At 69.3% G+C, this 25,640-nt stretch carries 26 protein-coding genes and 1 tRNA gene; 11 read left to right on the top strand and 16 right to left on the bottom strand.

What is annotated here, in order from left to right; genetic code table 11:
* Positions 1 to 32: 32 nt before the first annotated feature.
* The 6 genes from A3G1_RS0110985 to A3G1_RS41380 form a co-directional block, all read right to left on the bottom strand.
* Positions 33 to 290, bottom strand: coding sequence for a Txe/YoeB family addiction module toxin (locus A3G1_RS0110985; RefSeq protein ID WP_018349523.1), 258 nt, complete (start codon positions 288 to 290; stop codon positions 33 to 35).
* The gene (locus A3G1_RS0110980; RefSeq protein WP_245563482.1) at positions 287 to 529 is read right to left on the bottom strand and encodes a type II toxin-antitoxin system Phd/YefM family antitoxin; all 243 of its coding nucleotides are present in this window, start codon (positions 527 to 529) and stop codon (positions 287 to 289) included. Before A3G1_RS0110980 ends, A3G1_RS0110985 begins: the two co-directional genes overlap by 4 nt.
* 70 nt (positions 530 to 599) lie before the next feature.
* Positions 600 to 2,198: a sensor histidine kinase gene (locus A3G1_RS34280; protein ID WP_018349521.1), complete on the bottom strand. Its 1,599-nt coding sequence runs from the start codon at positions 2,196 to 2,198 to the stop codon at positions 600 to 602.
* A 7-nt stretch (positions 2,199 to 2,205) separates the two neighbouring features.
* Positions 2,206 to 2,919: a response regulator transcription factor gene (locus tag A3G1_RS0110970; RefSeq protein ID WP_026212022.1), complete on the bottom strand. Its 714-nt coding sequence runs from the start codon at positions 2,917 to 2,919 to the stop codon at positions 2,206 to 2,208.
* A gap of 123 nt (positions 2,920 to 3,042) precedes the next feature.
* Entirely contained in the window at positions 3,043 to 3,474 is a 432-nt protein-coding gene (locus tag A3G1_RS0110965) for a hypothetical protein (RefSeq protein WP_018349519.1), read from the bottom strand.
* A gap of 76 nt (positions 3,475 to 3,550) precedes the next feature.
* Positions 3,551 to 5,065 carry an SdrD B-like domain-containing protein gene (locus A3G1_RS41380; RefSeq protein WP_157641056.1) on the bottom strand — a complete coding sequence of 505 codons (1,515 nt, stop codon included), beginning with the start codon at positions 5,063 to 5,065 and terminating at the stop codon, positions 3,551 to 3,553.
* Positions 5,066 to 5,191: 126 nt separating this feature from the next.
* Here A3G1_RS41380 and A3G1_RS0110955 point away from each other — a divergent pair, with 126 nt between their 5' ends.
* The 6 genes from A3G1_RS0110955 to A3G1_RS38420 all read left to right on the top strand — a co-directional run bounded on the left by A3G1_RS0110955 (position 5,192) and on the right by A3G1_RS38420 (position 11,345).
* Entirely contained in the window at positions 5,192 to 7,348 is a 2,157-nt protein-coding gene (locus tag A3G1_RS0110955; protein ID WP_018349518.1) for a (Fe-S)-binding protein, read from the top strand.
* Entirely contained in the window at positions 7,345 to 7,776 is a 432-nt protein-coding gene (locus A3G1_RS0110950; protein WP_018349517.1) for a hypothetical protein, read from the top strand. The genes A3G1_RS0110955 and A3G1_RS0110950 overlap by 4 nt, the downstream gene beginning before the upstream one ends.
* 267 nt (positions 7,777 to 8,043) lie before the next feature.
* Positions 8,044 to 9,354 (top strand): hemolysin family protein, encoded by a 1,311-nt coding sequence (locus A3G1_RS0110945; protein ID WP_211216281.1) that lies wholly within the window; start codon positions 8,044 to 8,046, stop codon positions 9,352 to 9,354.
* Positions 9,351 to 10,337 (top strand): hemolysin family protein, encoded by a 987-nt coding sequence (locus A3G1_RS0110940; RefSeq protein ID WP_018349515.1) that lies wholly within the window; start codon positions 9,351 to 9,353, stop codon positions 10,335 to 10,337. Before A3G1_RS0110945 ends, A3G1_RS0110940 begins: the two co-directional genes overlap by 4 nt.
* Positions 10,334 to 10,765 carry an NUDIX hydrolase gene (locus A3G1_RS0110935; protein ID WP_018349514.1) on the top strand — a complete coding sequence of 144 codons (432 nt, stop codon included), beginning with the start codon at positions 10,334 to 10,336 and terminating at the stop codon, positions 10,763 to 10,765. The genes A3G1_RS0110940 and A3G1_RS0110935 overlap by 4 nt, the downstream gene beginning before the upstream one ends.
* A 1-nt stretch (position 10,766) precedes the next feature.
* Positions 10,767 to 11,345, top strand: coding sequence for a YdcF family protein (locus A3G1_RS38420; protein ID WP_018349513.1), 579 nt, complete (start codon positions 10,767 to 10,769; stop codon positions 11,343 to 11,345).
* A 46-nt stretch (positions 11,346 to 11,391) separates the two neighbouring features.
* On the opposite strand, the gene A3G1_RS0110925 is transcribed toward A3G1_RS38420, so the two are convergent.
* Together A3G1_RS0110925 and A3G1_RS0110920 are read right to left on the bottom strand one after the other, a co-directional pair.
* A tRNA-Gly gene (locus tag A3G1_RS0110925) sits at positions 11,392 to 11,462 on the bottom strand.
* Positions 11,463 to 11,495: 33 nt separating this feature from the next.
* On the bottom strand, positions 11,496 to 11,969 hold the full coding sequence (locus A3G1_RS0110920; RefSeq protein ID WP_018349512.1) for a pyridoxamine 5'-phosphate oxidase family protein: 474 nt from the start codon (positions 11,967 to 11,969) through the stop codon (positions 11,496 to 11,498).
* A 55-nt stretch (positions 11,970 to 12,024) separates the two neighbouring features.
* Between A3G1_RS0110920 and dcd the strand changes: the two genes are divergently transcribed.
* A complete protein-coding gene (gene dcd / locus A3G1_RS0110915) occupies positions 12,025 to 12,606 on the top strand; it encodes a dCTP deaminase (protein ID WP_018349511.1) in 582 nt (193 codons plus the stop codon).
* Here the strand turns inward: dcd and A3G1_RS34270 are convergent, their stop codons facing one another.
* Together A3G1_RS34270 and A3G1_RS41730 are read right to left on the bottom strand one after the other, a co-directional pair.
* Positions 12,607 to 13,353 (bottom strand): laminin G domain-containing protein, encoded by a 747-nt coding sequence (locus tag A3G1_RS34270; protein ID WP_018349510.1) that lies wholly within the window; start codon positions 13,351 to 13,353, stop codon positions 12,607 to 12,609. It lies immediately after the preceding gene.
* Between the two features lie 398 nt (positions 13,354 to 13,751).
* Entirely contained in the window at positions 13,752 to 13,928 is a 177-nt protein-coding gene (locus A3G1_RS41730) for a hypothetical protein (RefSeq protein WP_245563477.1), read from the bottom strand.
* Between the two features lie 82 nt (positions 13,929 to 14,010).
* Here A3G1_RS41730 and A3G1_RS41725 point away from each other — a divergent pair, with 82 nt between their 5' ends.
* The gene (locus tag A3G1_RS41725; protein WP_018349508.1) at positions 14,011 to 14,316 is read left to right on the top strand and encodes a septal ring lytic transglycosylase RlpA family protein; all 306 of its coding nucleotides are present in this window, start codon (positions 14,011 to 14,013) and stop codon (positions 14,314 to 14,316) included.
* 86 nt (positions 14,317 to 14,402) lie between these two features.
* Positions 14,403 to 15,509 (top strand): PP2C family protein-serine/threonine phosphatase, encoded by a 1,107-nt coding sequence (locus A3G1_RS0110895; RefSeq protein ID WP_026212017.1) that lies wholly within the window; start codon positions 14,403 to 14,405, stop codon positions 15,507 to 15,509.
* Here the strand turns inward: A3G1_RS0110895 and A3G1_RS0110890 are convergent.
* Positions 15,506 to 17,896 carry an ATP-binding cassette domain-containing protein gene (locus A3G1_RS0110890; protein WP_018349506.1) on the bottom strand — a complete coding sequence of 797 codons (2,391 nt, stop codon included), beginning with the start codon at positions 17,894 to 17,896 and terminating at the stop codon, positions 15,506 to 15,508. The two genes, A3G1_RS0110895 and A3G1_RS0110890, sit on opposite strands and share 4 nt — an antisense overlap.
* Before the next feature lie 442 nt (positions 17,897 to 18,338).
* Here A3G1_RS0110890 and A3G1_RS0110885 point away from each other — a divergent pair, with 442 nt between their 5' ends.
* Positions 18,339 to 20,177 (top strand): acyl-CoA dehydrogenase, encoded by a 1,839-nt coding sequence (locus tag A3G1_RS0110885; RefSeq protein ID WP_018349505.1) that lies wholly within the window; start codon positions 18,339 to 18,341, stop codon positions 20,175 to 20,177.
* A gap of 186 nt (positions 20,178 to 20,363) precedes the next feature.
* On the top strand, positions 20,364 to 20,882 hold the full coding sequence (locus A3G1_RS0110880) for a DinB family protein (protein ID WP_018349504.1): 519 nt from the start codon (positions 20,364 to 20,366) through the stop codon (positions 20,880 to 20,882).
* 7 nt (positions 20,883 to 20,889) lie between these two features.
* Here the strand turns inward: A3G1_RS0110880 and A3G1_RS0110875 are convergent, their stop codons facing one another.
* The 5 genes from A3G1_RS0110875 to A3G1_RS0110855 form a co-directional block, all read right to left on the bottom strand.
* Positions 20,890 to 21,375, bottom strand: coding sequence for a SixA phosphatase family protein (locus A3G1_RS0110875; RefSeq protein WP_018349503.1), 486 nt, complete (start codon positions 21,373 to 21,375; stop codon positions 20,890 to 20,892).
* Between the two features lie 10 nt (positions 21,376 to 21,385).
* A complete protein-coding gene (gene trhA, locus A3G1_RS0110870; protein ID WP_018349502.1) occupies positions 21,386 to 22,066 on the bottom strand; it encodes a PAQR family membrane homeostasis protein TrhA in 681 nt (226 codons plus the stop codon).
* 76 nt (positions 22,067 to 22,142) lie between these two features.
* Positions 22,143 to 23,966, bottom strand: a complete 1,824-nt coding sequence (locus A3G1_RS0110865; protein WP_018349501.1) for an NHL domain-containing thioredoxin family protein — start codon at positions 23,964 to 23,966, stop codon at positions 22,143 to 22,145.
* Positions 23,963 to 25,258 carry an MFS transporter gene (locus A3G1_RS34265; RefSeq protein WP_245563476.1) on the bottom strand — a complete coding sequence of 432 codons (1,296 nt, stop codon included), beginning with the start codon at positions 25,256 to 25,258 and terminating at the stop codon, positions 23,963 to 23,965. Before A3G1_RS34265 ends, A3G1_RS0110865 begins: the two co-directional genes overlap by 4 nt.
* A 137-nt stretch (positions 25,259 to 25,395) precedes the next feature.
* Positions 25,396 to 25,640: IS30 family transposase (locus tag A3G1_RS0110855; protein WP_018349499.1), on the bottom strand; the 245-nt coding region annotated here is incomplete at its 5' end.

Here is a 25,640-nt window from a genome sequence, read left to right as displayed (position 1 = left end):
CTGAGCCCGTCGCTATGCGGCGGGCTCAGTACTCATTCGTAGTGGTACCTGCACTGGGCGATACGAATCTCGTCACCCTCCACCTTGTAGACGAGACGATGTTCGTCTGTGATCCGCCTCGACCAGTAGCCGTGAAAGCCATGCTTCAGCGGCTCTGGCTTGCCGATGCCTTCATTGCCGTTGCGCTCGACGTCCTTGATCAGAGTGTTGGTCCGCCTGACAAGCTTGCGGTCCTGCTCCTGCCACCAGACATAGTCGTCCCAGGCACGCTCATCCCAGACCAGCTTCACTCCGACAGCTCCCGGACGATGCCTCCACCGTGCTCAAGGTTGTCGATCGCCGCAATGAGACGGCGGGCGTTGGCCGGACTGCGCAGGAGGTAAGCCTGCTCTTTGAGTGCCTGGTAGTCGTCCAGGGACACGATGACGACTGGTTCATGTCCTGCACGGGTAATGACGACCTCTTCCCGATCCTCTACGACCGAGTTGAGCGTTTCCGCATAGTTTTTGCGTGACTCGCTGTAGGTCATCGTCTTCACGCCACACCCCCTCACATACGTACAAGAAATTGTACGTACACGGGCCATGTTGATGCCAGGGTCAGAACCGGATCGTGAAGCGTGCGCCGCCCTCGGCCGCGTGACCAGCCTCGATCTCCGCGCCCATCCGGCGGACCAGCCGGGCGGCCAGCGCCAGCCCGATGCCCGAGCCGGTCTGGCGCACGTCGCGGTACTTCTCCTGGAGCACACCCTGCTCGAACGCGACCGCCAGGTCCTCGTCGGCCAGCCCCGGCCCGCCGTCGCGGACCTCCAGCGTGCCGGGCCGGACGGCCAGGACGAGCGGGGCGCCGTCCGGCAGTGCCCGGACAGCGTTGGAGATCAGGATGTCGACGACCTGGCGGAGGCGGCCAGGGTCGGTGCGGACCAGTACCGGGCTGTCGGGCGTCTCGACCCGCAGGTCCAGCCCCGCGTCGACGCACCGGGGCCGCCAGGCCTCCGCCGCCGCCGTGATCAGGGAACCGAGCTCGACCGCCACCAGTTCCACCGGGAAGTCGGCGGCTTCCAGCCTCGCCAGGGAGAGCAGGTCGGACACCAGGCGGTCGAGCCGGTCGGCCTCGCCGAGGATGGTCCGGCCGGCGCCCGGGGTGTCGTCGGCGGTGATCACGCCGTCCGACAGCGCCTCGGCGTACCCGCGGATCGTCGTCAGCGGCGTCCGCAGCTCGTGGGAGACGCCCAGCAGGAACTCGCGCTGCCGCCCCTCGCTTGTGGACAGTGCCGCCGCGAGGTCGTTGAGCGCCCTGGCCAGGTCGGCGACCTCGTTCGGCGGCTTGACCGGCAGGCGGACCGTGCGGTCACCGCCGGACATCCGCCGGGCGGCGGCGGCTGCCTCGCTGATCGGCTTGGCCTGCCTGCGGGCGAGCAGCAGCCCGGCCACCAGGCTCGCGGCCAGGCCGGCCACGAGGGCGAGCCAGAGCCGGTCCCAGACCTCTGGCGAGGTACCGCTGACGGCCTTCTCCAGGATGATGATCCCGTCGCCGGGAGTCTCCAGCGGGCGGCCCTCGGCGATCATGCGCCGGTCGAGGAACGTGACGGTCTCGCAGTCCACCGTCCCGCCGCTGGCCACCTTGCGGATCATGTTCTTCGGCAGGCCCGTCGTGTCCGGCTCGCCGTTCGTGATCATGACGACCTCAAGGCCGGTGAGCCGCAGCCGGTGGCCCAGCTTCAGGTTCCGTTCCCGCATCTGGCCGACGCCGGACCCAGCGCCAGGGCTGGGACTCCCACCCGTACCCGGGCTGGCCGCCGGGCCAGGTGTACGGCCCGCTCCGGGTGACGTGGCCTGGCCTGCGCCGGGGCGGGGGCTCTGACCGCCTCCCGGGCGGGTGCCGGGCCCCGCGGTCTGCCCGGTACCTGGGCCGGTGCCCGATCCCGTGCCCGGTGCCGTGCCGCCGACACCCGGGCCGCTGCCGTCACCTGTTCCCGGGCCGGTACCGGCTCCCTGGCCCTGGCCGGGCATCGGCGCGTTCTGGATGAACGACATGGCGATCTCGGTCTTGGCCATCAGGACCTTCTTGGCCTCGGTCTGCGCCACGCGCAACCCGATCGGCATAGCGACGATGGCGGTCATCAGGATCGAGACGAGGGCAACGCTGAACGTCGCGAGCAGCGCTCGCGCCGTCAGACCCGATCCCGACCACCTCACCGCTCACTCACCGCTCAGCGGGCTCCGGTGGGGTCGCCTCGACCGAGTAACCGACACCCCGCACGGTACGGATCGGGCTGGCGTCGCCCAGCTTGCCGCGGACCTGCGCCACGTGCACGTCGACGGTGCGGGTGCCGGCCAGCGCCGCGTACCCCCACACGGAAGCGAGCAGCTCCTCCCGGCTGAACACCCGGCCCGGCCTGCTCATCAGCCGGGACAGCAGCTCGAACTCCGTCGGGGTCAGCGCGATCTCCTGCCCGCCGGAGTAGACGCGCCGTTGCTCGTTGTCGAGCCGGATCGTGCCGACCTGGCGGACCTTGTCGGCGCTCGGCGGGCCCTCGGTGCGGCGCAGCACGGTACGGATCCGGGCGACCAGCTCACGCGGGCTGAACGGCTTGGTGATGTAGTCGTCGCCGCCCAGCTCCAGGCCGACGACCCGGTCGACCTCGTCGTCGCGGGCCGTGAGGAACAGGACGGGTGTCCAGTCGCCGTCCTCGCGCAGCCTGCGGCAGATCTCCAGCCCGTCGAGCCCGGGCAGGCCGATGTCCAGCACGATGGCGATGGGGCGCATCCGGCGGGCTGCGGCCAGCGCGGCCTCGCCCTCGTACTCGGTGTGGACGCCGAAGCCCTCGCGAGTCAGGTACAGACGCACCAGGTCAGCAATCGGCCGCTCGTCGTCAACGACGAGCACGAGTCCTTTACCTGGAGTGTCGTTACCCATTGACTCATGGTGCCTGATTGGCACGCGATTCCTGTAACGCGACTGTCCGGAAAAAGTTCGGAATGATCGCCGCGCCGTGTCAGGATCCGGTTAAAGACTGTGCGGAGGGCCGCCCTGGCAGGTTCAGGCGGCGACCGGTACCGGCCGGAACAGGCCGCTGAACTGGGCGTCGACCCGCCACAGCTGCCGGGAGCGCGGCCGGGAGATCCAGAACCGGTGCCGGGTGTCGCCGATCATGGCGGCGAACTCGACGGACGAGCGGCTGGAGTTGGTACGCCAGACCACGTCGTCGAGATCGCTGATCGGCGCCTCCAGGTGCAGGGTGACCTTGCCGGAGAGCCGGGACTGCCGGGTCACCAGCAGCCGCGTCCTGGTGAGCAACAGCAGGTAGTCACCGGTCAGCGAGTACTCGGGCCTGCGGCAGGGCGCCAGCAGCACGACGCTGTCCGAGGGGTGGACGCAGCGGCGGAAGGCCGGCATGTGCCGGGTCAGCGTGACGCTGGGGATGTTGGACTCCGCCGCGGCCGGCAGGACGGTCTTGCTGAACTGATCCATGGATGTCTCACACCTGATTCCGGGTCGCTCCTGATCCGCAGAAGGCCAAAAGACCTGTCAGGTACAACGGCTCAGATCACTGTGGGTGACGGCGTTTCTGGACGAGGGTGAGTGCCAGGTAGCCGAGGGCCAGCATGGCCGCCCCGACGGTCAGGATGATCGGCTCCTTGTGGCGTACCGGCTCGGACGCTGCGGCCGCCGGGCTCAGTTCCACCGCCGACGTCGGGACCGGCGCAGGTGCCGTGGTCGGCCCCGGCGGGACGATGCCGATGTCGTACCGATGGATCGCCAGCCCTGAATGCCCAGTTTTGACGTGAACAAAGGGGGCGTTGCCGGCCTCGATGAATCCCGGTACCGGCAGCTCTCCGACCGAGTCGGCCTGCCCGCCCGACACACCGCGCGGCGCGAGCCCGGCACCGGCGAGCGCCGGGGTGTACTCGACCGTCAGCTTGTACGTGGCGCGCCGGGCCAGCCCGGCGGGCAGGTCGCGGTCCCTGAACAGGTACCGGCCCTCGGCGTCGGTCTGCGTCTTCGCCGACTGGTTTCCGTTACGCAGGGTGATGGTCAGGCCGGGTACGCCGGGCTCTCCGGCGTCCTGCACGCCGTCGCCGTCCCGGTCCCACCACACGCGGTTACCGATCTCCACCGGAGCGGCGGCGCACATCGGCACCGACGGCAGCTCCGGCCGGTCGAGCAGGCTGGTCACCGCGCTCAGCGCCGGGAGCTTGCCGGACAGCGGTGTGCTGTCGAAGGTCCGGGTGACCGGATCGAAGATGTAGACGTAGCTGGCCGGGTTCAGGCCGCCGCACAGCATCGTGACCAGCACTTCCGCCCGCCGGATGGCGATACTGCCCGGCCGGGGGCTCGCGCCGGCGCAACCCGGGTCGGGGATCGGCACCCGCGCGGGCTGCCCGGCGCCCAGGACCACCAGCCTGCGGCCCTCGATCACGAAGATCTCGTTCTCCGGGGTCACCGCCAGCCCGCCGACCGGCCCGGTCAGCCTGGCCAGCACCGTGCTGACCCCGGTCACGGGATCGGTCTCGTGCACGAGACCCGGAAAAGCCGGGGAAGCGCTGATCAGTTTCTTGCGGTCCGCCGCCCACGCCAGGTGGCGGACGGGCCCGATCTCACTTTTCGCGTACCGGCTGCCAGCCGCGTCCCCGATCAGCCACGGCTTCCCCGCACACGCCCGCGCGACGGGCGCTCCGCCCTGGCAGAAGGTCCCGGGGTCGGCCACCGCGTACCTGATCTCGGTACCGGAGCTGACGAACTGCAGCTCACCGCCGTTGTCCGGCCCGAGCGGCCCCGGGTGGAACCCGCGTGGCGGTGGCCCGAACAGCACCCGCAGCGGGCCGCGCGCCGTGAACGTGAAACGGCCGTCCGGCCCGGTCTGCGCCGTGGCTACCCGGTGGCCCTCGCGGTTGGCGGCGGTGACGGTGAGGCCGGGTAACGGTGGGTCAGCATTGTCGCGTACACCGTCGAAGTCGAGATCCTGGAAAACCAGCCCGGTGACGGCATCCGGCCTGGCCAGGGCAGGCGCTGGGCCGATGAGCACCAGCGCCGCGGTCAGCAGCACACAGTGAACCCGCACGGCCGATCCCCCTCAGCCAGCCCCCGGTGGGAGCGTCCGGAGAAATTAACGGCCGGGCGGCGGCTATGGTGACTGCGGAGGACGTAACATTACTCGCTAGTAACAAGGCGAGGAGGGTGTGGGGCGATGGGTGCCGTACAGATCGTGGCCACGAGTATCGCGATTGGCGTGACCGTGGTGGCAATCGTGATGTTCGCCCGCGCCGTCGGGTCGATGATCAAGATCGTCAGGCTCGGCCAGCCCGATCCGACCAGGACGGACTCGATCCCGCAGCGCGTCGCCACGACGCTGCGCGAGACCCTCGGGCACACCAGGATGCTCAAGTGGACGTGGATCGGCGTCGCACACTGGTTCGTCTTCGTCGGCTTCTTCTCGCTCGCCTTCACGGTGGCCGAGGCGATGGGCGAGGTGGTCAACCCCGAGTTCGAGCTGCCGATCATCGGCGGCTGGGCTCCGTACGGGCTGGCGATGGAGTTCATCGCGACCGCCCTGATCATCTGCATCGTCGCCCTGACCGTGGTCCGCCAGGTCAACCGGCGCAAGGCCCAGTCGCGGTTCCGTGGCTCGGCGATGGGCCAGGCGTACTACGTCGAGTTCACCATCACCATGATCGGCGTCTGCATCCTGCTGATCCGTGGCTTCAAGGACGCGGCAGGCCACTTCCCGTACCCGACCTGGTCCGCGCCGATCTCCCACGGCCTCGGCGCGATCCTGCCGTCCAAGGGCGCGCTGACGATGGTCACGATCATCGCGCTGATCAAGCTCCTGGTGTCGTGGATCTTCTTCATCGTCATCTCGAAGAACCTGACGATGGGCGTGGCCTGGCACCGGTTCGCCGCGTTCTTCAACATCTTCTTCAAGAAGAAGGCCGACGGCGGCGTCGCGCTCGGCGCGCTCAAGCCCGTCATGTCCGGCGGCAAGGTCCTCGACTTCGAGGAGGCAGACCCGGAGAAGGACCTGTTCGGCGTCGGCCGGGTCGAGGACTTCACCTGGAAGGGCCTGCTCGACTTCTCCACCTGTACCGAGTGCGGCCGCTGCCAGTCGCAGTGCCCCGCCTGGAACACCGGCAAGCCGCTGTCCCCGAAGCTGCTCATCACCTCCCTCCGCGACCACGCGTACGCCAAGGCTCCGTACCTGCTGGCCGGCGGCGGCAAGGACCTGATGGGCGAGGAGCAGGGCACCGCCGAACAGCTGGCAGGCGTCAACGTGCTCGCGCTCGCCGAGGCCGACCGCCCGCTGATCGGCGGCGAGGACGTCATGGGCGTGATCGACCCCGACGTGCTGTGGTCGTGCACCACGTGCGGCGCGTGCGTCGAGCAGTGCCCCGTCGACATCGAGCACGTCGACCACATCGTCGACATGCGCCGGTACCAGGTCATGATCGAGTCGAACTTCCCCAGCGAAGCCGGCGTCATGCTCAAGAACCTGGAGAACAAGGGCAACCCGTGGGGCGCCAACCCCAACTCCCGCGAGGACTGGACGAAGGGCCTCGACTTCGAGGTACCCCGCGTCGACGGCGAGACCGAGTTCGAGTACCTCTTCTGGGTCGGCTGCGCCGGCGCGCTGGAGGACAAGGCCAAGAAGACGACCCGCGCCGTAGCGACCCTGCTCCACGAGGCCGGCGTGTCCTTCGCGATCCTCGGCAACGGCGAGGGCTGCACGGGTGACCCGGCCCGCCGGATCGGCAACGAGTTCCTGTACCAGATGCTCGCCCAGCAGAACGTCGAGACGCTCAACGAGGCCGGCGTCAAGAAGATCGTCGCCACCTGCCCGCACTGCTTCAACACGATCGGCAACGAGTACCCGGAGCTGGGCGGCAAGTACGAGGTCGTCCACCACACCGAGCTGCTCAGCCACCTCGTCTCCACCGGCAAGCTCACCCCGGTCGTCCCGATCGAGGGCGGGCTCACCTACCACGACCCGTGCTACCTCGGCCGGCACAACCGGGTCTTCGCCCCGCCGCGCGAGGTGCTGGGCTCGATCGCCCCGCTCACCGAGATGCCGCGTAACTCGGAGCGCTCGTTCTGCTGCGGGGCCGGCGGCGCCCGGATGTTCATGGAAGAGACGATCGGCAAGCGGATCAACGTCGACCGGGTCGAGGAAGCCATCGGCACCGGCGCGCAGACCATCGCCGTCGGCTGCCCGTTCTGCTTCACGATGCTCGGCGACGGCGTGACCGGCAAGAAGGCCGCCGGTGAGGCTGCCGAGGCCGTCGAGGTCGTGGACGTGGCGACCGTCCTGCTCCGCTCGATCAAGCCGTCCGAGGGGGCACCGGCCTCATGATCTGGTCCCGGCTGCGCAAGCCGAAGTACGTCATCATGTTCGCCCTGCTGCTGCTCGGCATCGGTGCCGTGCTCTGGCTCAAGGCCGGCCGGAACTGGGCGCCGGAGGCCAGCTGCGACAAGCTGGCCGTCCACGTCCGCGAGAAGCAGGTCCCGTCCGGTGACGACATCGAGTGGGCCGTCACCGGGCCGGTCGGGCAGTACATCGTGGCGATCGACGCCGAGCAGCTGACGATGGACGCGAACAAGAAGGTCAGCGCGGCCCGGGGCAAGCTCGACTACGCCGCGCTCACCGACCTCAAGGGCTGCCGGATGGTGGGCCGGACGGACGGGGTACTCCCGGCCGGCGAGCACACCCTCCGGCTGTTCACGATCAACGGCACCACGATCACGGAGTCGGCGGCCCAGACCTTCGTCGTCACGAAGTAAAGCCCGCCTTCGCCTGTACGTAACTGTCCGTATTCGCCTCTGCGGTGCCCCGCTACGGGGCTGACCGCTCGCTACTGGTCTGACCGTGAAGCGCCGGCAGACGTCGCAAGGGTAACGGCGCCCGGGCACGGGTTGGATGGGCTGGCCGCGGTTCGCTTTGCGCGGAGGCCCCCTGGGCCGGAGCGCAAAGGGAACCTGCTGAAGCGGCCAGCCCATCCAACCCCAGCTAGCCCAGCCAGCCCGTCCAACCCCAGCCAGCCCAGTAAGATGGGCGGCCGAGGGGTGATTATCACAGTGAGTGATCTATTGCCGTTGGCGGTGTTCGTGCTGCTGACGGCTGCTTCTGCCTTTTTTGTCGCCGCGGAGTTCTCCCTGGTCACCGTGGACCGGGCCGCCATCGATCAGCAGGTGGCCGCCGGTGACCGCCGGTCGGGTACCGTCCAGAAAGCCCTGCGCACCCTGTCGTTCCAGCTGTCTGGCGCCCAGCTCGGCATCACGCTGACGGCACTGCTCAGCGGGTATCTGGCCAAGCCCGCCATCGCGAGCCTGCTGGCCCCGGTCATCAAGAGCGAGGGCTTCGCGACAGGTGTCGCCCTGGGCATCGCGACCCTGTTCTCGATGCTGTTCGGCGAGCTCGTGCCGAAGAACGCCGCGCTGGCCAGGCCGATGCCGATCGCGCGGGCCACTGCCAACGGGCAGCGCGCGTTCTCCACGTTCTTCGGCTGGCTGATCAAGCTGCTGAACGGCTCGGCGAACTGGCTGGTCCGCCGGCTCGGCATCGAGCCCCAGGAAGAACTGGCCAGCGCGCGCTCTCCCGAGGAGCTGGGCCTGCTGGCAGCCATGTCGGCGAAGGCCGGCGCGATGGACGCCGAGACGGCAGCGCTGCTGCGCCGGACGATCCGGTTCGGCGACAAGCGCGCGGCCGAGGCGATGACGCCCCGCGTCGACGTCGTGGCCCTGCCCGCCGACGCGAGGGTCGCAGACCTGATCAAGCTGGTACGGGAGACGGGCCGCAGCCGTTTCCCGATCTATGTGGACACCCTCGACCAGGTGATCGGGGTGGCCACGGTCAACGACGCGCTGTCCGTGGACCCGGACGAACGGGTACGCGTGCGGGTCCGGGCCGTCGCCAAGGAGCCCGTCTTCGTCCCGGAGTCCCTCGACCTCGACAACGTGCTGGAAGCCCTGCGGCGCGGCGGTTCCGACCTCGCGATCGTCATCGACGAGTACGGCGGCACCGACGGTGTCGTCACCATCGAGGACCTCGTGGAGGAACTGGTCGGCGAGATCGTCGACGAGCACGACCGCCGCGAGCTGGCCGCCCCGGTCGTCAGTGAGACCGTCTCCGGCGTGCTCCGCGAGGACGAGGTGCTGGAGCAGACCGGCTTCACGCTGCCGGAGGGCCCGTACGAGACCCTGGCCGGTTTCCTGCTCGCCCAGCTCGGCCACATCCCGGAGGTCGGCGAGCGGGTCGAGCACGAGGGCTGGGAGTTCACGGTCACCGACATGGACAAGCACCGGATCGAGCAGGTCAAGGTCGTTGCCCCGCCGTCCGCCGACGAGGACGCCGAGTCATGAGCCTGCTGGTCACGATCGTGCTGCTGCTCGGCAACGCGTTCTTCGTCGGCGCGGAGTTCGCGCTGATCGCCTCGCGGGCCACGCTCATCGAGCCGCTGGCCGCCGAGTCACGCCGGGCCAGGGGCGCGCTCGCCGCGATGCGTCAGCTCCCGCTGATGATCGCGGGCGCTCAGCTCGGTATCACCATCTGCTCTCTCGGCCTGGGCGCCATCGCGGAGCCGGCGCTGGCGCACCTGCTGGAGCCGGTGTTCGAGGCGGCGAAGCTGCCCGGGGCGATGGTGCATCCGGTCGCGCTGATCATCGCGCTCGCCGTGATCGTCTTCCTGCACACGGTGCTGGGCGAGATGGTGCCGAAGAACATCACGCTCGCCGGGCCGGAGCAGGCCGTGCTGTGGCTGGGGCCGCCGATGCTGGCGTTCTGCACGGCGTTCAAGCCGCTGCTGATCGCGCTGAAATGGGCGGCGAAGCAGGTGCTGCGGCTGTGGCGGATCGAGACCACCGACGAGGTGAAGACGATCTACACCGCTGAGGAACTGGCTGGCCTGGTCGCCGAGTCACGGACAGAGGGCCTGCTCGACGAGGAGGAACACGCCCGGATCACCGGCGCGCTGGCCCTGCACCAGCGGACCGCAGCCGACGCGATGCGTACCTGGTCGCAGGTCGTCACCGTCCGCCCCGGCATCACAGCCGCCGAGCTGGAGGCTCTGGCCACCCGGGCCAGGCGCTCGCGCTTCCCGGTGGTGGACGGCGGGCGGGTGCTCGGTTTCGTGCACGTCAAGGACGTCCTCGGTACGTCTCAGCCGCCGATGCTCCGCCCGCTGCCCACGGTGCCCCCCACGCGGACGCTCGCCGACCTACTCTTGTCGATGCGCCGGGATCACCGGCACATCGTGCTGGTGGGTGACGCCGGCAGTCCACTGGGGATAGTGACCTTGGATGACGTACTCAACGCCGTTGTCGGCCCGTCCATGAGCCCGGCATGAAGCTGAGCAGGATTCGCCCGGTCGCCCTCGCCGTGCCCATGCGCGGCGAGGACGTGCTGGTCTTCCAGTACTCGTACCGGAGCAACGGCCACACCTTCTGCCGTCCCCTCGGCGGTGGCATCGAGTACGGCGAGACGGCGCTGGAGGCCGTGCACCGTGAGCTGAACGAGGAGATCGGCGCCGAGCTGGCCGACGTCACGCTGCTCGGCGTCCTGGAGAACATCTTCGACCGGGACGGCGTGGAAGGCCACGAGGTCGTCTTCGTGTTCGGCTGCCGCCTCGCCGACGCGTCGCTGTACGAGCGGGACGAGGTCGGTGTCGTGTCCGACGACGGCTCACCGGTCTCGTGGAAGCCGCTGAGTTCCTTCGGCCCGCACCTCCCGCTGTACCCGAACGGCCTCGCCGAGCTTCTGTCACGCAGCCGGTGACGTGACCACTGACGCTGCCATCACGCGGGCCCTCGACGCTGCGACCCCAGCCGAGGGCCCGGCCGACTTCGCGATCGTCTTCGGTAACCGGCAGGCGGACCCGGTCGTGCACGCCGCCCGGCTCTACCACTCGGGTCTCGTCCCGGCCATCGTCCTCACTGGAGGCGAGAGCCGGACGCTGGCCGGGCACAACGAGGCTCGGGCGCACGCCGCCGCGCTCCGCGAAGCCGGAGTACCCGACACTGACCTCGTCATCGAGGACCGCTCACAGAACACTGTGGACAATGCGCTGTTCGCCGCCCCGCTGATCGCAGCCCGCCTCGGTGCGCCCACGACGGCGACGGCGATCCTCCGCTGGTACCACTTCCGCGCGGTCGTGCACCTTTTCCAGGCGATGCCCAGCCTTCGGCGCGTCCACACCGTCTGCTACGACCACCCCGACCACGTGACCGGTGAGCCCGTGAGCCGGGCCGGCTGGCCGCGCACAGCCCGCGCCGCGAAGCTCGCTCTGGAGTACCGCTACCTGCCGTGGCTGGAGCCGCAGCTCACGATCAGCGACGGCGGATGGGTACGCAAATAAAAAAACCGGCCCTGACCAGGACCGGTTCTCACGTTTCGAGCGGAAGAGCGGGTGACGGGAATCGAACCCGCGCCGTCTGCTTGGGAAGCAGAAACTCTACCATTGAGCTACACCCGCGAACGGCGCCGAAGAACATACGCCAAGCGGGCTCTACTGTACCCGATCCGCCACGACCATGCCGGCCGGCACCCGCCACGTCTGGTACTCCGGCGGCCACCCCCGCTGGTACCGGGCGTGCATCGCAGTCTCGACAGTGAACTCGAACAGCTTCCAGCCGGCCTGGGGCGCCGCCGAATACGCCGCGGCGATCCGGTCGCGCTCGGGCCCGGGCGGGACGGGGATCGCGAGCCCCGTCAGGTACGCCTCGTCGTCGACCTCCTCCGAGGGGTAGCTGTGCAGGGCGTAGCGCCCGTCGCGTTCGAGGTCGCGGCGTTTCGGGGAGTCGACGAGAAAGCAGTACAGCCCGTCGCCGGCGATGACCGGGGAGACGGGGTGCAGCCGGGGGCCGCCGTCGGGGCGGACGGTGGCGAGATAGGCCATCCCCGGCCCGTACTGATGCATCAGCGCCTGGATCGAAGCGGCCAGCAGCGGCTCGGACTCGGCGAACTGGGACCACGTTGCCATCCCGGCATCATATCGAACACGTGTTCGACCATCAGGGCGGGCTACCCTGACTGCCATGCTGCTCTCCGACCGCGACCTGGTATCCGAGCTCAAGTCGGGCCGCCTGGGCCTTGATCCGTTCGAGCCGGCCCTCGTCCAGCCGTCGAGCATCGACGTGCGGCTGGACCGCCTGTTCCGGGTGTTCAACAACCACAAGTACACCCACATCGACCCGGCGATCCAGCAGGACGAGCTGACCGAGCTGGTCGAGGTGGAGGACGGGAAGCCGTTCGTGCTGCACCCGGGCGAGTTCGTGCTGGCCAGCACGCTGGAGACGGTCACGCTGCCCGACGACCTGGCCGGGCGGCTGGAGGGCAAGTCGAGCCTCGGCCGGCTGGGCCTGCTCACCCACTCGACGGCCGGCTTCATCGACCCGGGCTTCTCCGGTCACGTGACCCTGGAGCTGTCGAACGTCGCGAACCTGCCGATCAAGCTCTGGCCGGGCATGAAGATCGGCCAGCTGTGCATCTTCCGGCTGTCCTCGCCGGCCGAGCACCCGTACGGCTCCGAGGTCTACGGCTCCCGCTACCAGGGCCAGCGCGGCCCGACGCCTTCGCGTTCTTACCGCAGCTGGCGGACCTGGAGCACCGGAAGCTGACTACCCGATAGCGACGAACGCCTCGGACAGCTCGCCGAAATACTGGTCGTTGTTCGGGGCTGTGCCCTTGCCGCCCAGGCGCAGGGGCTCGTTGTTCTCGATGGAGAGGCTCGACGGCACGGCGATCCGGCCCGTTTCCCTGCCGTCCACGCTGATGGTCAGGACGCGGCCGTCACGTGCGCATTCCACGGTGTGCCATGCGCCGTCCGCGATACCGGCCCGCGACAGCACGAGCCAGATCGGGCCGTGCCCGACGAGGACGCAACTCGGCTTGCCCTCCGCGCCGTCGACCTGAAGCTTGTACTGGCTTCCCTGCATCGAGTAACCCTTCTGCAGGATGTTGGAACCCTCCGACGTCTCGTCCTCCGTCATCCGGACCGTCGCGCCGTAGCGCAGCCGTTCCGAACCGGGATTGAGTTCCGCGGCGTTCGCGCCCTGGAGGATGGCGTGCGGGCAGTCCTCCTCCTGGTCGTCGCAGGGGTCTGGGAAGCGGAGCCTGGGGCGGCCGCCGTCGCGCAGCACGGTCAGCTCCCCGCCGCCGGAGGTCTTCACCCACAGGTCATGACCGCGTCCGCTGGAGTCCGGCACCGCGATCGCCGCACCGTCCGCAGTGGTCCGGGCGACATCGATGTTGTACCGCGCCAGCGGGCCGCCCCCGTCCTCGGCAGCCGAGGCGGAGACCCCGGTGAGAAGAAGCGCAGAAGCACCGGTAACCGCGAAGGTCCTGTACAGCCGTCTTTCCCGCACGTTGCAGATTGTGCACTAAAGACAACCATAAGTAGTAAATTTTGGGCCGATCATCCGAGGCGTCAGGGGGCTCAGTCGACTGAATAACCCGACATCGCTACCAAATCATGGCAATCCGAGTTGAGTATCTGGGTCCCGTCTGCCTACGGTCCCCGTTGGCCCGTGCCTGCCCTGCCGGCACCAGCCTGTCCTGTCGCCTAGAGAAAGGGTTCGCTCTTGTCCGGCAACCAAGCCGTAGAAGACGCTACCCCCGAAGAAACTCCCGCAACACCCGATAGTCACGACAGTGCGGCTGGCGCGATCAGCGGACCGGCCACCCACAGGGCACCGGCAGCCCGGTCGCGGAAGATCCCGATCATCGCCGGAGCAGCTGTCCTCGGCATCCTGGCCGGCGTCGGTTACGCCTCGGTCCAGTTGAGCGCCCCGGACACCAGGAACACCTCCCTCACCCGGGATGTCTCCGACCGCGCCGACCGCGCGGTACGGCCGAGCGCCAGCCCCTCGCCGTCGGCCAGCCCCTCGGCTTCCCCCTCGCCCTCCGCGTCGCCGAGCGCCAGCCCGTCAGCGGCTCCCACGACGCCGCCTCCGCCGCCGGCCACCACGAGGCCCCCGGCACCGCCGAAGACCACCAAGCCCGCCGCGCCGGTACCGTCCAATGTGACCGGCGCCGGGGTCTGCGAGATCTCCAACTACGGCAACGGCGACGGCTTCGACGGCCAGCGCACCGCCAGCGGCGAGATCTTCAACGCGAGCGCGATGACCGCGGCGCACCGGACGCTCAAGTTCGGTACCCAGGTCCGGGTGACCAACCCCGCCAACGGCAAGTCGGTGATCGTCCGCATCAACGACCGCGGCCCGTACTCCGGCAGCCGGTGCCTCGACCTCTCCGCGGGGGCCTTCCAGGCCATCGCGCCGGCATCTCAGGGTGTCATCAAGGCCGCCAAGTGGGAGATTTTGGGCTGAACGGCGGACGGGTCTGACCGGAAAGCTCTCCCGGTGCCCGCTTCCGCGAGGCATGCTGAGACAGTCGTCATCGCCCCGGAGAGGTCATGGCCCAGCAACAGCGCCGTCGTACACCCAGACCGGAGTCACGTGCCGGTCTGGGTGCGGCGTTTGTGCTGCTTTTTCTGATCATCGGGCTGGAGATCGCCGACGGTGGCGGGCGGCCGAACTATCTCGGCCTGCTCGCCCTCCCGCCACTCCTGGCGGCGGCCTTCGTGCCGTGGCGCTCGGTGCTGTGCGCTGGCGCCACGAGCATCCTGGCCGGGCTGGCGTTCGCGTTCGCCCACTCCGACGGCTGGACCCTCGCGATCGTGCTCCAGCTGGTCGCTGTGGCGGCCAGTACCGCCATCGCGATCGGGGTCGCCAAGCTCCGCAGCCACCAGCTCGAACACCTCGCGACCCTCACGCACCTGGCCTCGGTGGCCCAGCAGGCCGTGCTGCGCCCGATCGGCGGGCAGGCCGGCAACCTGGCGATCGCCGGCCGGTACGTCTCCGCCAGCGCCGAGGCCGACATCGGCGGTGACCTGTACGAGGCTCTCGACACCCCCTACGGCACCCGCCTGCTGATCGGCGACGTGCGCGGCAAGGGCCTCGAAGCCGTCCGCCTCGCCAGCGGCGTCCTCGGCTCGTACCGGCACGTGGCCTACGAGCGCGCCGACCTGCGGGCCGTCGTCGCCGACCTCGACCGGGCGGTGTCGCGCTCCGTCGGCTACGAGGACTTCGTCACCGCGGCCGTGATCGAGGAGCGGGGCGGGACGCTGACCGTGGTCAACTGCGGCCACCCGCCGCCGCTGCTGCTCCGCCGGGGCAAGGTCATCCCGCTCGACCCGCCAGCCCCGGCCCCGCCGCTGGGCTTCATGCCGACCCCGCCGCCCCGGGTGGAACGCCTGGAGCCCGGTGACCGGCTGCTGCTCTACACCGACGGCCTGACCGAGGCCCGCCGGGCCGGCGAGTTCTTCCCGATCCAGGAGCGCGCCTGGGGCCTGCTCGGGCACGGCACGGTCGGCGACGGCCTGGCCTCGCTGGAGAGCGCCCTGCTCGACTGGGTCCACGGTGTACTCGATGACGACATCGCCATGGTGCTGCTCGAGTACACCGCTACCCGCCCGCCGGTCGAGCCGGCCACCCCGTCCTGGGCCGTCGGGGAGAACTAGTCCCCGACGTACTCCGCCAGGTGCTTGCCCGTCAGTGTCGAGCGCCCGGCGACCAGGTCGGCCGGAGTCCCCTCGAAGACGACCCGCCCGCCGTCGTGCCCGGCCCCCGGCCCGAGGTCGATGATCCAGTCGGCGTGCGCCATGACCGCCTGGTGGTGCTCGATCACGATCACCGACTTGCCGGAGTCGACCAGCCGGTCGAGCAGCCCGAGCAGCTGCTCGACGTCGGCCAGGTGCAGCCCGGCCGTCGGCTCGTCGAGGACGTAGACCCCGCCCTTCTCCGCCATCTCCGTCGCCAGCTTGAGCCGCTGCCGCTCGCCGCCGGACAGCGTCGTGAGCGGCTGCCCCAGGCTGATGTACCCGAGCCCGACGTCGGCGAGCCTGCCGAGGATGGTGTGCGCGGCCGGGGTCCTGGCCTCGCCGTCCTTGAAGAACTCCAGCGCCTCGGTGACCGGCATGGCCAGTACCTCGCTGATGTCCTTGCCGCCCAGGTGGTACTCCAGCACCGAGGCGTCGAAGCGCTTGCCCTCGCACTCCTCGCACGTGCTGGTGACCCCGGCCATCATGCCGAGGTCGGTGTAGATCACGCCGGCCCCGTTGCAGCCGGGGCACGCGCCCTCCGAGTTCGCGCTGAACAGGGCGGGCTTCACGCCGTTGGCCTTCGCGAAGGCCTTACGGATCGGCTCCAGCAGGCCCGTGTAGGTCGCCGGGTTGCTTCGCCGCGAGCCCCGGATGCCGCTCTGGTCGATCGACACGACACCCGCGCCGGCCGGGATCGAGCTGTGGATCAGGGAACTCTTCCCCGACCCGGCGACACCGGTCACGACCACCAGCACGCCGAGCGGGATGTCGACGTCCACGTCCTGGAGGTTGTTGGACTTCGCGCCACGGATCTGGAGGCTGCCGTCCGGGGTCCGGACCTTCTCCTTCACCACCGACCGGTCGTCGAGGTGGCGCCCGGTGACGGTCCTGCTGCCGCGCAGACCGTCCACTGTGCCCTCGAAGCAGACCGTCCCGCCGGCCGTACCGGCACCCGGGCCGAGGTCGACCACGTGGTCGGCGATCGCGATCATCTCGGGCTTGTGCTCGACCACCAGCACCGTGTTGCCCTTGTCGCGCAGCCGGAGCAGCAGGTCGTTCATGCGCTGGATGTCGTGCGGGTGGAGCCCGATCGTCGGCTCGTCGAACACGTACGTCGTGTCGGTCAGCGAGGACCCGAGGTGCCGGATCATCTTCGTCCGCTGCGCCTCGCCGCCGGACAGCGTGCCGGAGGGGCGGCTCAGCGACAGGTACCCCAGGCCGATCTCCACGAACGAGTCCAGCGTCGCCTTCAACGCCTCCAGCAGCGGCGCCACGGACGGCTCCTTGAGCCCGCCCACCCACGCCGCCAGGTCACTGATCTGCATGGCACAGGCGTCCGCGATGCTGACACCCTTGATCTTCGAGGACCTGGCCGCCTCCGTCAGCCGGGTACCCTCGCACTCCGGGCAGGTCGTGAACGTGGCCACCCGCTCGACGAAGGCCCGGATGTGCGGCTGGAGCGCGTCGATGTCCTTCGACAGCATCGACTTCTGCAGCTTCGGGATCAGGCCCTCGTATGTCAGGTTGATCCCGTCGACCTTGATCTTCGTCGGCTCCTTGTACAGCAGGTCGTGCAGTTCCTTCTTGGTGAACCTGCGGATCGGCTTGTCCGGGTCGAAGAACCCGCAACCGCTGAAGATCCGCCCGTACCAGCCGTCCATGCTGTACCCGGGGATCGTCAGCGCCCCCTCGTTCAGCGACTTGCTGTCGTCGTACAGCTGGGTCAGGTCGATGTCGTTGACCGAGCCCCGGCCCTCGCACCGCGGGCACATGCCGCCGAGCCGGTTGAAGGTGACCTTCTCGGCCTTCTTCCCCGAGCTCTTCTCGACCGTCACGGAACCACTGGCCCGCACGGACGGCACGTTGAACGAGTAGGCGTTCGGCGAGCCGATGTGCGGCGTCCCGAGCCTGCTGAACAGGATCCGCAGCATCGCGTTCGCATCCGTCGCCGTACCGACCGTCGAGCGCGGGTTGGCACCCATCCGCTCCTGGTCGACGATGATCGCCGTCGTCAGTCCTTCGAGGACGTCCACCTCCGGCCGCGACAACGTCGGCATGAACCCCTGCACGAACGCGCTGTACGTCTCGTTGATCAGCCGCTGCGACTCCGCGGCGATCGTGCCGAACACCAGTGAGCTCTTCCCGGAGCCGGACACCCCGGTGAACACGGTCAGCCGCCGCTTCGGCAGCTCGATACTGACGTCCTTGAGGTTGTTCTCGCGCGCCCCGTGCACCCGGATCAGGTCGTGGCTGTCGGCGACGTGCGCCTCGGCCGGCCGGGTGTCCTTGGTCCTCGCCTTGCTCATCGGGTCTCCTCCGTCAGGCCTGGCATGGCTTCACGGCCATGCTACGTACACCTGATCGGATTTCCGGAAAGAAAGCTGATGCCCGGAAAATGGAACTCGCCGCCGGGTGACGCCCGGCGGCGAGGGGTGAGGCTGGAACTACAGGTCCCCCGTACAAGTACTACAGCGTGGACCGGTGCCGTCCGATATAGCGGTAGCGCCCGGTCAGAATGCGCAGCAGGCTGGTCAACATCGCGCCCTCCCGATCGACCTCAGTCTTAGCGTTTGCAGTTCCAAACGAGCACCGATGTCAATGGGTGACGGTGTGTCGGCTTACCGTCACTGGGCAGCTTAAAATATGACCTGCATCACATCCGAAAGCCCCAGGCACGACCTACTCCCAGGTAATATACTTAAGTTACCGGCAGGTAACAAGATTTCGATGTCCCGGGAGCGCGGCCCAATGACGCATTACAAGAGCAACTTGCGAGACCTCGAGTTCAACCTCTTCGACGTGTTCGGCCTGGGCGACGTGCTCGGGACCGGCCCCTACGCCGACCTGGACAAGGACACGGCACACAGCATCCTGTCCGAGGTGGACCGCCTGGCTCGCGAGGACCTCGCGGCCAGCTTCACCGACGGCGACCGCAACCCGCCGGTCTACGACCCGGCGACCCACTCCGCGAAGCTGCCGGAGTCCTTCAAGAAGTCCTTCAAGGCCATGATGGACTCCGAGTTCTGGCGGCTCGACCTGCCCGAGGGCCTGGGCGGCACCAGCGCCCCGCGCTCGCTGTGGTGGGCGCTCGCCGAGCTGGTCCTGGGTTCCAACCCGGCGATCTGGATGTACGCGGCCGGCCCGAGCTTCGCCCACACCCTCTTCCGCGAGGGCACGGACGAGCAGAAGGAGTGGGCCAAGCTCTTCGTCGAGAAGCAGTGGGGCGCCACGATGGTCCTCACCGAGCCCGACGCCGGCTCGGATGTCGGCGCCGGCCGGACGAAGGCCTACCAGCAGCCCGACGGCTCGTGGCACCTGGAGGGCGTGAAGCGGTTCATCACGTCCGGTGAGCACGACCTGACCGACAACATCATCCACTACGTCCTGGCCCGCCCGGTCGGCGTGGAGGGCAAGGGCGGCCCGGGTACCAAGGGCCTGTCGCTGTTCGTCGTGCCGAAGTACCAGTTCGACCCGGCCACCGGCGAGCTGGGCGAGCGCAACGGTGCCTTCGTGACCAACGTCGAGCACAAGATGGGCCTCAAGGTCTCCACGACCTGCGAGCTCACCCTCGGCGAGACCATCCCGGCCAAGGGCTGGCTGATGGGCGAGATCCACGACGGCATCCGCCAGATGTTCCTCATCATCGAGTACGCCCGCATGATGGTCGGCACCAAGGCCATCGCGACCCTGTCGTCGGGTTACCTCAACGCCCTCGACTACGCCAAGCAGCGTGTCCAGGGTGCTGACCTGACCAACCCGGCCAAGGACGCGCCGCGGGTCGTCATCACCAACCACCCCGACGTCCGCCGCTCGCTGATGATGCAGAAGGCGTACGCCGAGGGCCTGCGCGCCCTGGTCTTCTACACCGCGCAGTGGCAGGACAAGGCCAAGCTGGCCGAGGAGACCGGCGACGCCGAGGCAGCCGAGCTGGCCGCCCGGGTCAACGACCTCCTCCTCCCGCTGGTCAAGGGCTGCGGCTCCGAGCGGGCCTACGAGCTGCTCGGCCACGAGTCGCTCCAGATCTTCGGCGGCTCCGGCTTCCTCCAGGACTACCCCCTGGAGCAGTACGTCCGCGACTCGAAGATCGACACCCTGTACGAGGGCACCACCGCCATCCAGTCCCTCGACCTGATCTTCCGCAAGGTCGTCAAGGACGGCGGCGTCGCCCTGGCCACCGTGGCCGGCGAGATCCAGGCGTACCTGGAAGCAGCCGCCGCCAACGGCCAGCTCAAGGAAGAGCGCGCCGCCCTGGCCAAGGCCGCCGGTGACGTGCAGGGCATGGTCGCGGTGGTCGGCTCGTACCTGGCCGGCTCCCGTGAGGACGCCCGCGAGCTGTACAAGGTCGGCCTGCACTCCCGCCGGGTACTCCTGGCCGTCGGTGACCTCATCGTCGGCTGGCTGCTCCAGCGGCAGGCCGAGATCGCGCTGGTCAAGCTCACCGAGACCCCGGACGACGCCTTCTACCTGGGCAAGGTCGCCGCGGCCCGGTTCTTCGCCCGCGAGATCCTGCCCCGCCTGACCGGCGACCGCAAGATCATCGAGAACGCGAACCTCGACCTGATGGACCTGCCGGAGGACGCCTTCTAGGCCCTGCCAGCAGGTCACGGACCAGGTGCCGGCGGTCAAGGTCACTGACACAGGTACCGAAGAGGAAGCCCGGATCGGAAACGGTCCGGGCTTTTTCGCACCCGCGGCCGGATTGAGGTCAGGAACTGGCCGGAATGGCCGATAGCGTGAGGTCATCAAGCCGAGCCGGACAGAAAGAAGGCCGTCATGACCGCCACCGCCACCCTCACCCGGGCTACCCTCAGCGTCGAGCGCGCCGACCTGCTGGAGACGATCAACAAGCACCGGCACTTCCTCCGGCACACCGTGCAGGGCCTCACCGACGAGCAGGCCACCCGCCGCACGACCGTCAGCGAGCTGACCCTGGCCGGCCTGGTCAAGCACGTGATCCACGGCGAGCTGGACTGGGTCCGCTTCATCCTCGAGGGCCCGGAGACCGGCGAGCCGGACTACGCGTCCTGGGCACTCCAGTTCCAGCTGCTCGACGGCGAGAGCCTGGAAGGCATGCTGTCCTGGTACGAGGAGGTCGCCCGGCGCACCGACGAGATCATCGCGACGACGGACCTGGACGCCTCGCAGCCGCTCCCGGCGGCGCCGTGGTTCGAGCCCGGTGCCCGCTGGTCGGCGCGGCGGACCATCCTGCACCTGATCGCCGAGATCTCGCAGCACGCGGGGCACGCCGACATCATCCGTGAGGCCCTCGACGGCCAGAAGTCGATGGGCTGAGCAGTCCCTACCCTCGCGCCACGTGCGAGGCGACCTGCGGAGCGGAACGCGCGGCGAGCCCGTCCCACGTACCAGCCTGGGAGTGCACGCTGAGCTGGGCGGTCTTCATCCGGCCGCCCCGCTCCGGGTCCAGCAGCGCCGCCATCAGCTCCATCGTCGGGTTGTGCCCGACCACGAGAAGCGTGCCGATCCGGGGATCGGCGGCCCGGACGAGCTCCAGCAGCTCCAGCGGGCCCGCGCCGTACAGCTCGTCGAGATGCCGGACCTCGCCGGCCCCGGGCAACGCCGCCGAGGCCTGCTCCCAGGTCTGCTTCGTCCGGCGGGCGGCTGAGCAGAGCACCAGCTCCGGTACGAGATCCTGGCTCGCCAGCCACGCACCGGCCGCCGTGGCGTCGGCCAGGCCCCTGGCCGTCAGCGGGCGCTGTTTGTCCGGCTGGCCGTTGTACGGCTCTTCGGCCTTCGCGTGCCGGAGGAGGACGAGCAGGCGCGTCATGCCCTCCAGCCTAGGCGTACAGGGCGAAGTAGACGGCGATGTAGTGGCAGAGCGCGGCCACAAGGGTGCACGCGTGGAAGAACTCGTGGTGCCCGAAGGTCTCCGGCCACGGGTTCGGCCGCTTCACCGCGTACAGCACGCCGCCGACGCTGTAGGCCACGCCGCCCACCGCGAGCAGCACGAGCAGGGTCACCCCGCCGGCCGTCAGGAACGCCGGCAGCGCGAACACCGCCACCCAGCCGAGCGCGATGTACAACGGGACGGCCAGCCAGCGCGGCGAGTTCGGCCAGGCCATCTTCAGCGCCACGCCGCCCAGGGCACCGCCCCAGACGACCGACAGGATCACCTTCGCGGTGTCCGCCGGGAGCAGCAGCACACTGAACGGCGTGTACGTGCCGGCGATGAACACGAAGATCATGGAGTGGTCGAGCCGGCGCATCATCTTCCAGCCCCGGTGTGTCCACCAGCGGCGGTGATAGAGCGCGCTGACCCCGAACAGCCCGCAGATCGTGACGCAGTAGATCACAGTGGACACGAACGGCGCCCAGCCCGGCCGCGCGGCGGCCAGCGAGGACAGCACGATCCCGCACACGATCGCCACGCCGAACGCATAGACGTGCAGCCAGCCACGGGCTCGCGGCTTGGGGAAGATGTACAGCTCACGCTGCCCACTGACCTGGGTCGTCGTCACCTTGCCAGGTTACGGAACCGTAGGTTTCTCCCGCAACGTGTGCCGACCCACCTCGCCTCAGATCAAGATCAAGATCTTAATCAAGGCCCCTTAGTACCAGGGTGAGCGTCGTCGCGCCTCCCGGGGCCACGCTGATCGGGACGCCCCAGTCCTGGCGGGTCAGGTGGCAGGCCGGGTTCTCCGCCTCGGCATCGCAGGTCGCGGCCTGGGCGACCACCTGGAGCACGCCGGTGCCCTCTGCGAGGACGAGCCGGCGGGTCAGGTCCGTCGTGACGCCGCTGCCCTCCAGCAGCAGCTCAGTCGGTGAGGCGGAGACGTCGAGGCGGGTCGACGGGCCATAGGTCTCGTCGAGCTTCTGGCCGGGAGCCGGCTCGAACACGATCCGCAGCTCCACCTCGCCCGGGGCCAGCTCGGTGACCGGGCGCTCGACCCTCAGCCGGGAGCCGGACACCTCCAGCCCGCCGACCAGCGGCCGGACCAGCCGGTGCGCGGCCGACTCGACCACGACCAGCTCGTCACCGAGAAGGAGCACATCGCTCGGCTCCGCCAGGTCGACGGCGAGCGTGCGGACCGTCCCCGACACCGGGTCGTACTGCCGGACCGCGCCGTTGTACGTGTCGGCCACGGCCACCGTGCCGTCCGGCAGCGCGGCCACGCCGAGCGGATGCTGGAAGAGCGCCTCGGCGGCAGGCCCGTCCACGTGCCCGAAGTCGAAGAGCCCCTGCCCGACGGCGGTGTGCAGCACGCCGCCCTCGATGTACCGGAGCGCGGACGTCTCCGAGTCCGCCAGCCACAGCCGCCGCCCGTCCGGGCTCACCGACAGGCCTGACGGCTGGGCGAACCACGCCTGGTCGAGCGCGCCGTCCCGCAGAGCCTCCACAGTGGTACCCGCGTAGCAGCCGGCCGTCCGCTTCACCGGGTCGTACCACCACAGGGTGTGCGTGCCGGCCATCGCGATGACGACCTTGCCCTCGTACCAGGCCACGTCCCACGGCGACGACAGGTCGGCGGACCGGGCGTCGTGGGCGTGGTAGTCGAGCGTGCCCCGCCACTGCCGTCCCGTACCGGCGATGGTGGTCACGGCACCGTCAGCCAGCCGTACGCCACGGAGCAGGTGGTTCACCGTGTCGGCGACGACGACGTCGAAGCCAGCGATGCCCGCCTCGTGCTCCGGCAGCAGGCACAGGCCCTGCGGCTCGTTGAACTGCACAGGCGCGTCGAGCCGCCCGCGCTGCCCGGAACCGATCCGCCGGAGCACGGTCTCCCCGTCGGCGGCCAGCTCCACGAGAGAGTGGCTGGCGGAGTCGGAGACGAGCAGCGTGGCTGCCTCCCTGCCGGTACGCGAGGCGGGCAGCTCGATCACCTTGCCCGGGAAGCGCAGCGCGGTCTCCGGGGCTGGCGGGGCAACGTACGGGCCGGTACCCCGGTGGAGGGTGCCCTTCTCCTCGTGCTCGGCGACCAGCTCGGCCAGCAGCCGGTCCAGCCCCTCGGCGTGGCCCTCACCGGCCATCGACGCGACCAGGTACCCCTCGGGGTCGACAACGGCCAGCGTCGGCCAGGCCCGGGCAGCGTAGTTCTGCCAGGTGACCAGCTCGGGGTCGTCGAGGACGGGATGCGCGACACCGTACCGCTCGGTCGCGGCCGCCAGCGCCTCCGGATCCTTCTCGTGCTCGAACTTCGGGGAGTGCACGCCGATCACGGCGAGCACGTCGGCGTACTTCTCCTCCAGCGGGCGCAGCTCGTCCAGGACGTGCAGGCAGTTGATGCAGCAGAACGTCCAGAAGTCCAGCAGGACGATCTTGCCGCGGAGGTCGGCGAGGCCGAGCTCCTTACCACCGGTGTTCAGCCAGCCCCGGCCCCGCAGCTGCGGAGCCCGGACGCGCGCCTCGCGTCGTGTCATGCGCCGACTGTAGCCAGTCCCTCCGGGGAACTGTCCTGAGCACGGCGGCCGTCCTGCTCGTCGGACAGCAGGCGGCGCAGCGACACCGCCAGCAGGGAGGCGAGCAGCGAACCACCGATCACCAGCGCCACCCAGACCCCGCCGTGCCCGTTGCCGATCAGCGGACCGGCGGTCACCGGGCCGACGATGCCGCTCACCCCGAAGACCATCGAGCCCATCGCGTTGTACCGCCCGCGCAGCTCCGGCTTCGCCAGCGCGTTCGTCAGGGCCGGCATCACGGGGGACATCATGGTCTCGCCGAGCGAGAAGATGACCATGCAGGCCAGCACGCCAGCCATCGCGACCGTGGTGGCCGGGGCCGACAACCCGGTCGCGCCGAGCACCACCCAGGACGCGGTGAACAACAGGCCGGTACCTGCCAGGCCCAGCGCCCGGCTCTTCCCCTCCAGCCAGCGCAGCACGAACAGCTGGACGGTCACGATGGTCAGCGAGTTCGCCGCGAAGGAAGCGCCGATCACGCCCGGCGTCACGTCGGACACCTTGGTGGCGAAGGCCGTGAAGCCGATCTCCATCTGCGCGTACCCGCAGACCGACAGCACCAGGCTCAGCACGATCAGCCGACGGAACGGCCGGTCCCGCAGCACCGTGAGGTACCCGCCGGACTCCTTGACCTCTTCCTCCTTGGCGATCCGGTGCCCCACGTGCGGCATGGACAGCAGGATGAACATCGGGACCAGGTTGCCGATGCCGCTGAGCAGGTAGACCAGCTCGAACGTGCCGGGGCGCGCGGTGTCCACGATGAAACCGGAGACCAGGCCGCCGATGCCGATCCCCAGGTTGATCAGGGTGAAGTTCAGCCCGAACGTCTTCTGCCGCTCCCCCTCGCTCGTCAGGCTGGTCATCACCGTGCTGCCGGCCGACCACAGCACCGCACCGCCGAGCGCCACGCCCGTCATCGACAGCACCGCGTGCCACGGCTCGGTGACCAGCGCGATCGACCCCGTGCCGACAGCCTCGATCAGGAAACCGGGCAGCAGCACCTTGCGCGCGCCGAACCGGTCGATCAGCGTGCCGCCGATCGGGGCGAGCAGCAGGGTGAGCACGCCCATCCAGCCCACGGCGAAGCTCACGGTCGTGGCGGACAGCCCGCGGACCTCATTCAGGTAGACGAAGAGGAACGGCAGGGTGAGGCCACGGGCCACGGTGGACAGCAGCGTGCCGAGCAGCATCCTGCGCGCTTCCCGCCGGGCGGGGAGGGTGGAACGGAGCAGGCTGAGGGGGGAGCGGAGCATGAGGCGAGTCTGCCGCCGGGGTGTGACAGAACGCGAAGGGTTTACCTGTGACCTGCACCATCACATGATCATCAGTGTGCGCGGAAGCCCCGCCCCCCGTGTAGGCGAATTCCAGGAGTCGTCGCAACACGGGTTGGTCAACTGGCAGTTGCTAGAAGCGTAGCGAGGCGCTCGGCTGGGGTCTCCCAGCCGAGCGTTTTGCGTGGGCGGCTGTTGAGTTCGGCTGCGACGGCGGCCAGGTCCTCGGCGGTGTGGCAGGTCAGGTCGGTGCCCTTGGGGAAGTACTGGCGGAGCAGGCCGTTCGTGTTCTCGTTGGATCCTCGCTGCCAGGGGCTGGCGGGGTCGCAGAAGTAGACGCCCATGTCGGTTGCGGTGCTGAACT

It is taken from the genome of Longispora albida DSM 44784, from assembly GCF_000379825.1.
GTDB lineage: Bacteria > Actinomycetota > Actinomycetes > Mycobacteriales > Micromonosporaceae > Longispora > Longispora albida.
This window is presented reverse-complemented; position numbering and strand designations above follow the sequence as displayed.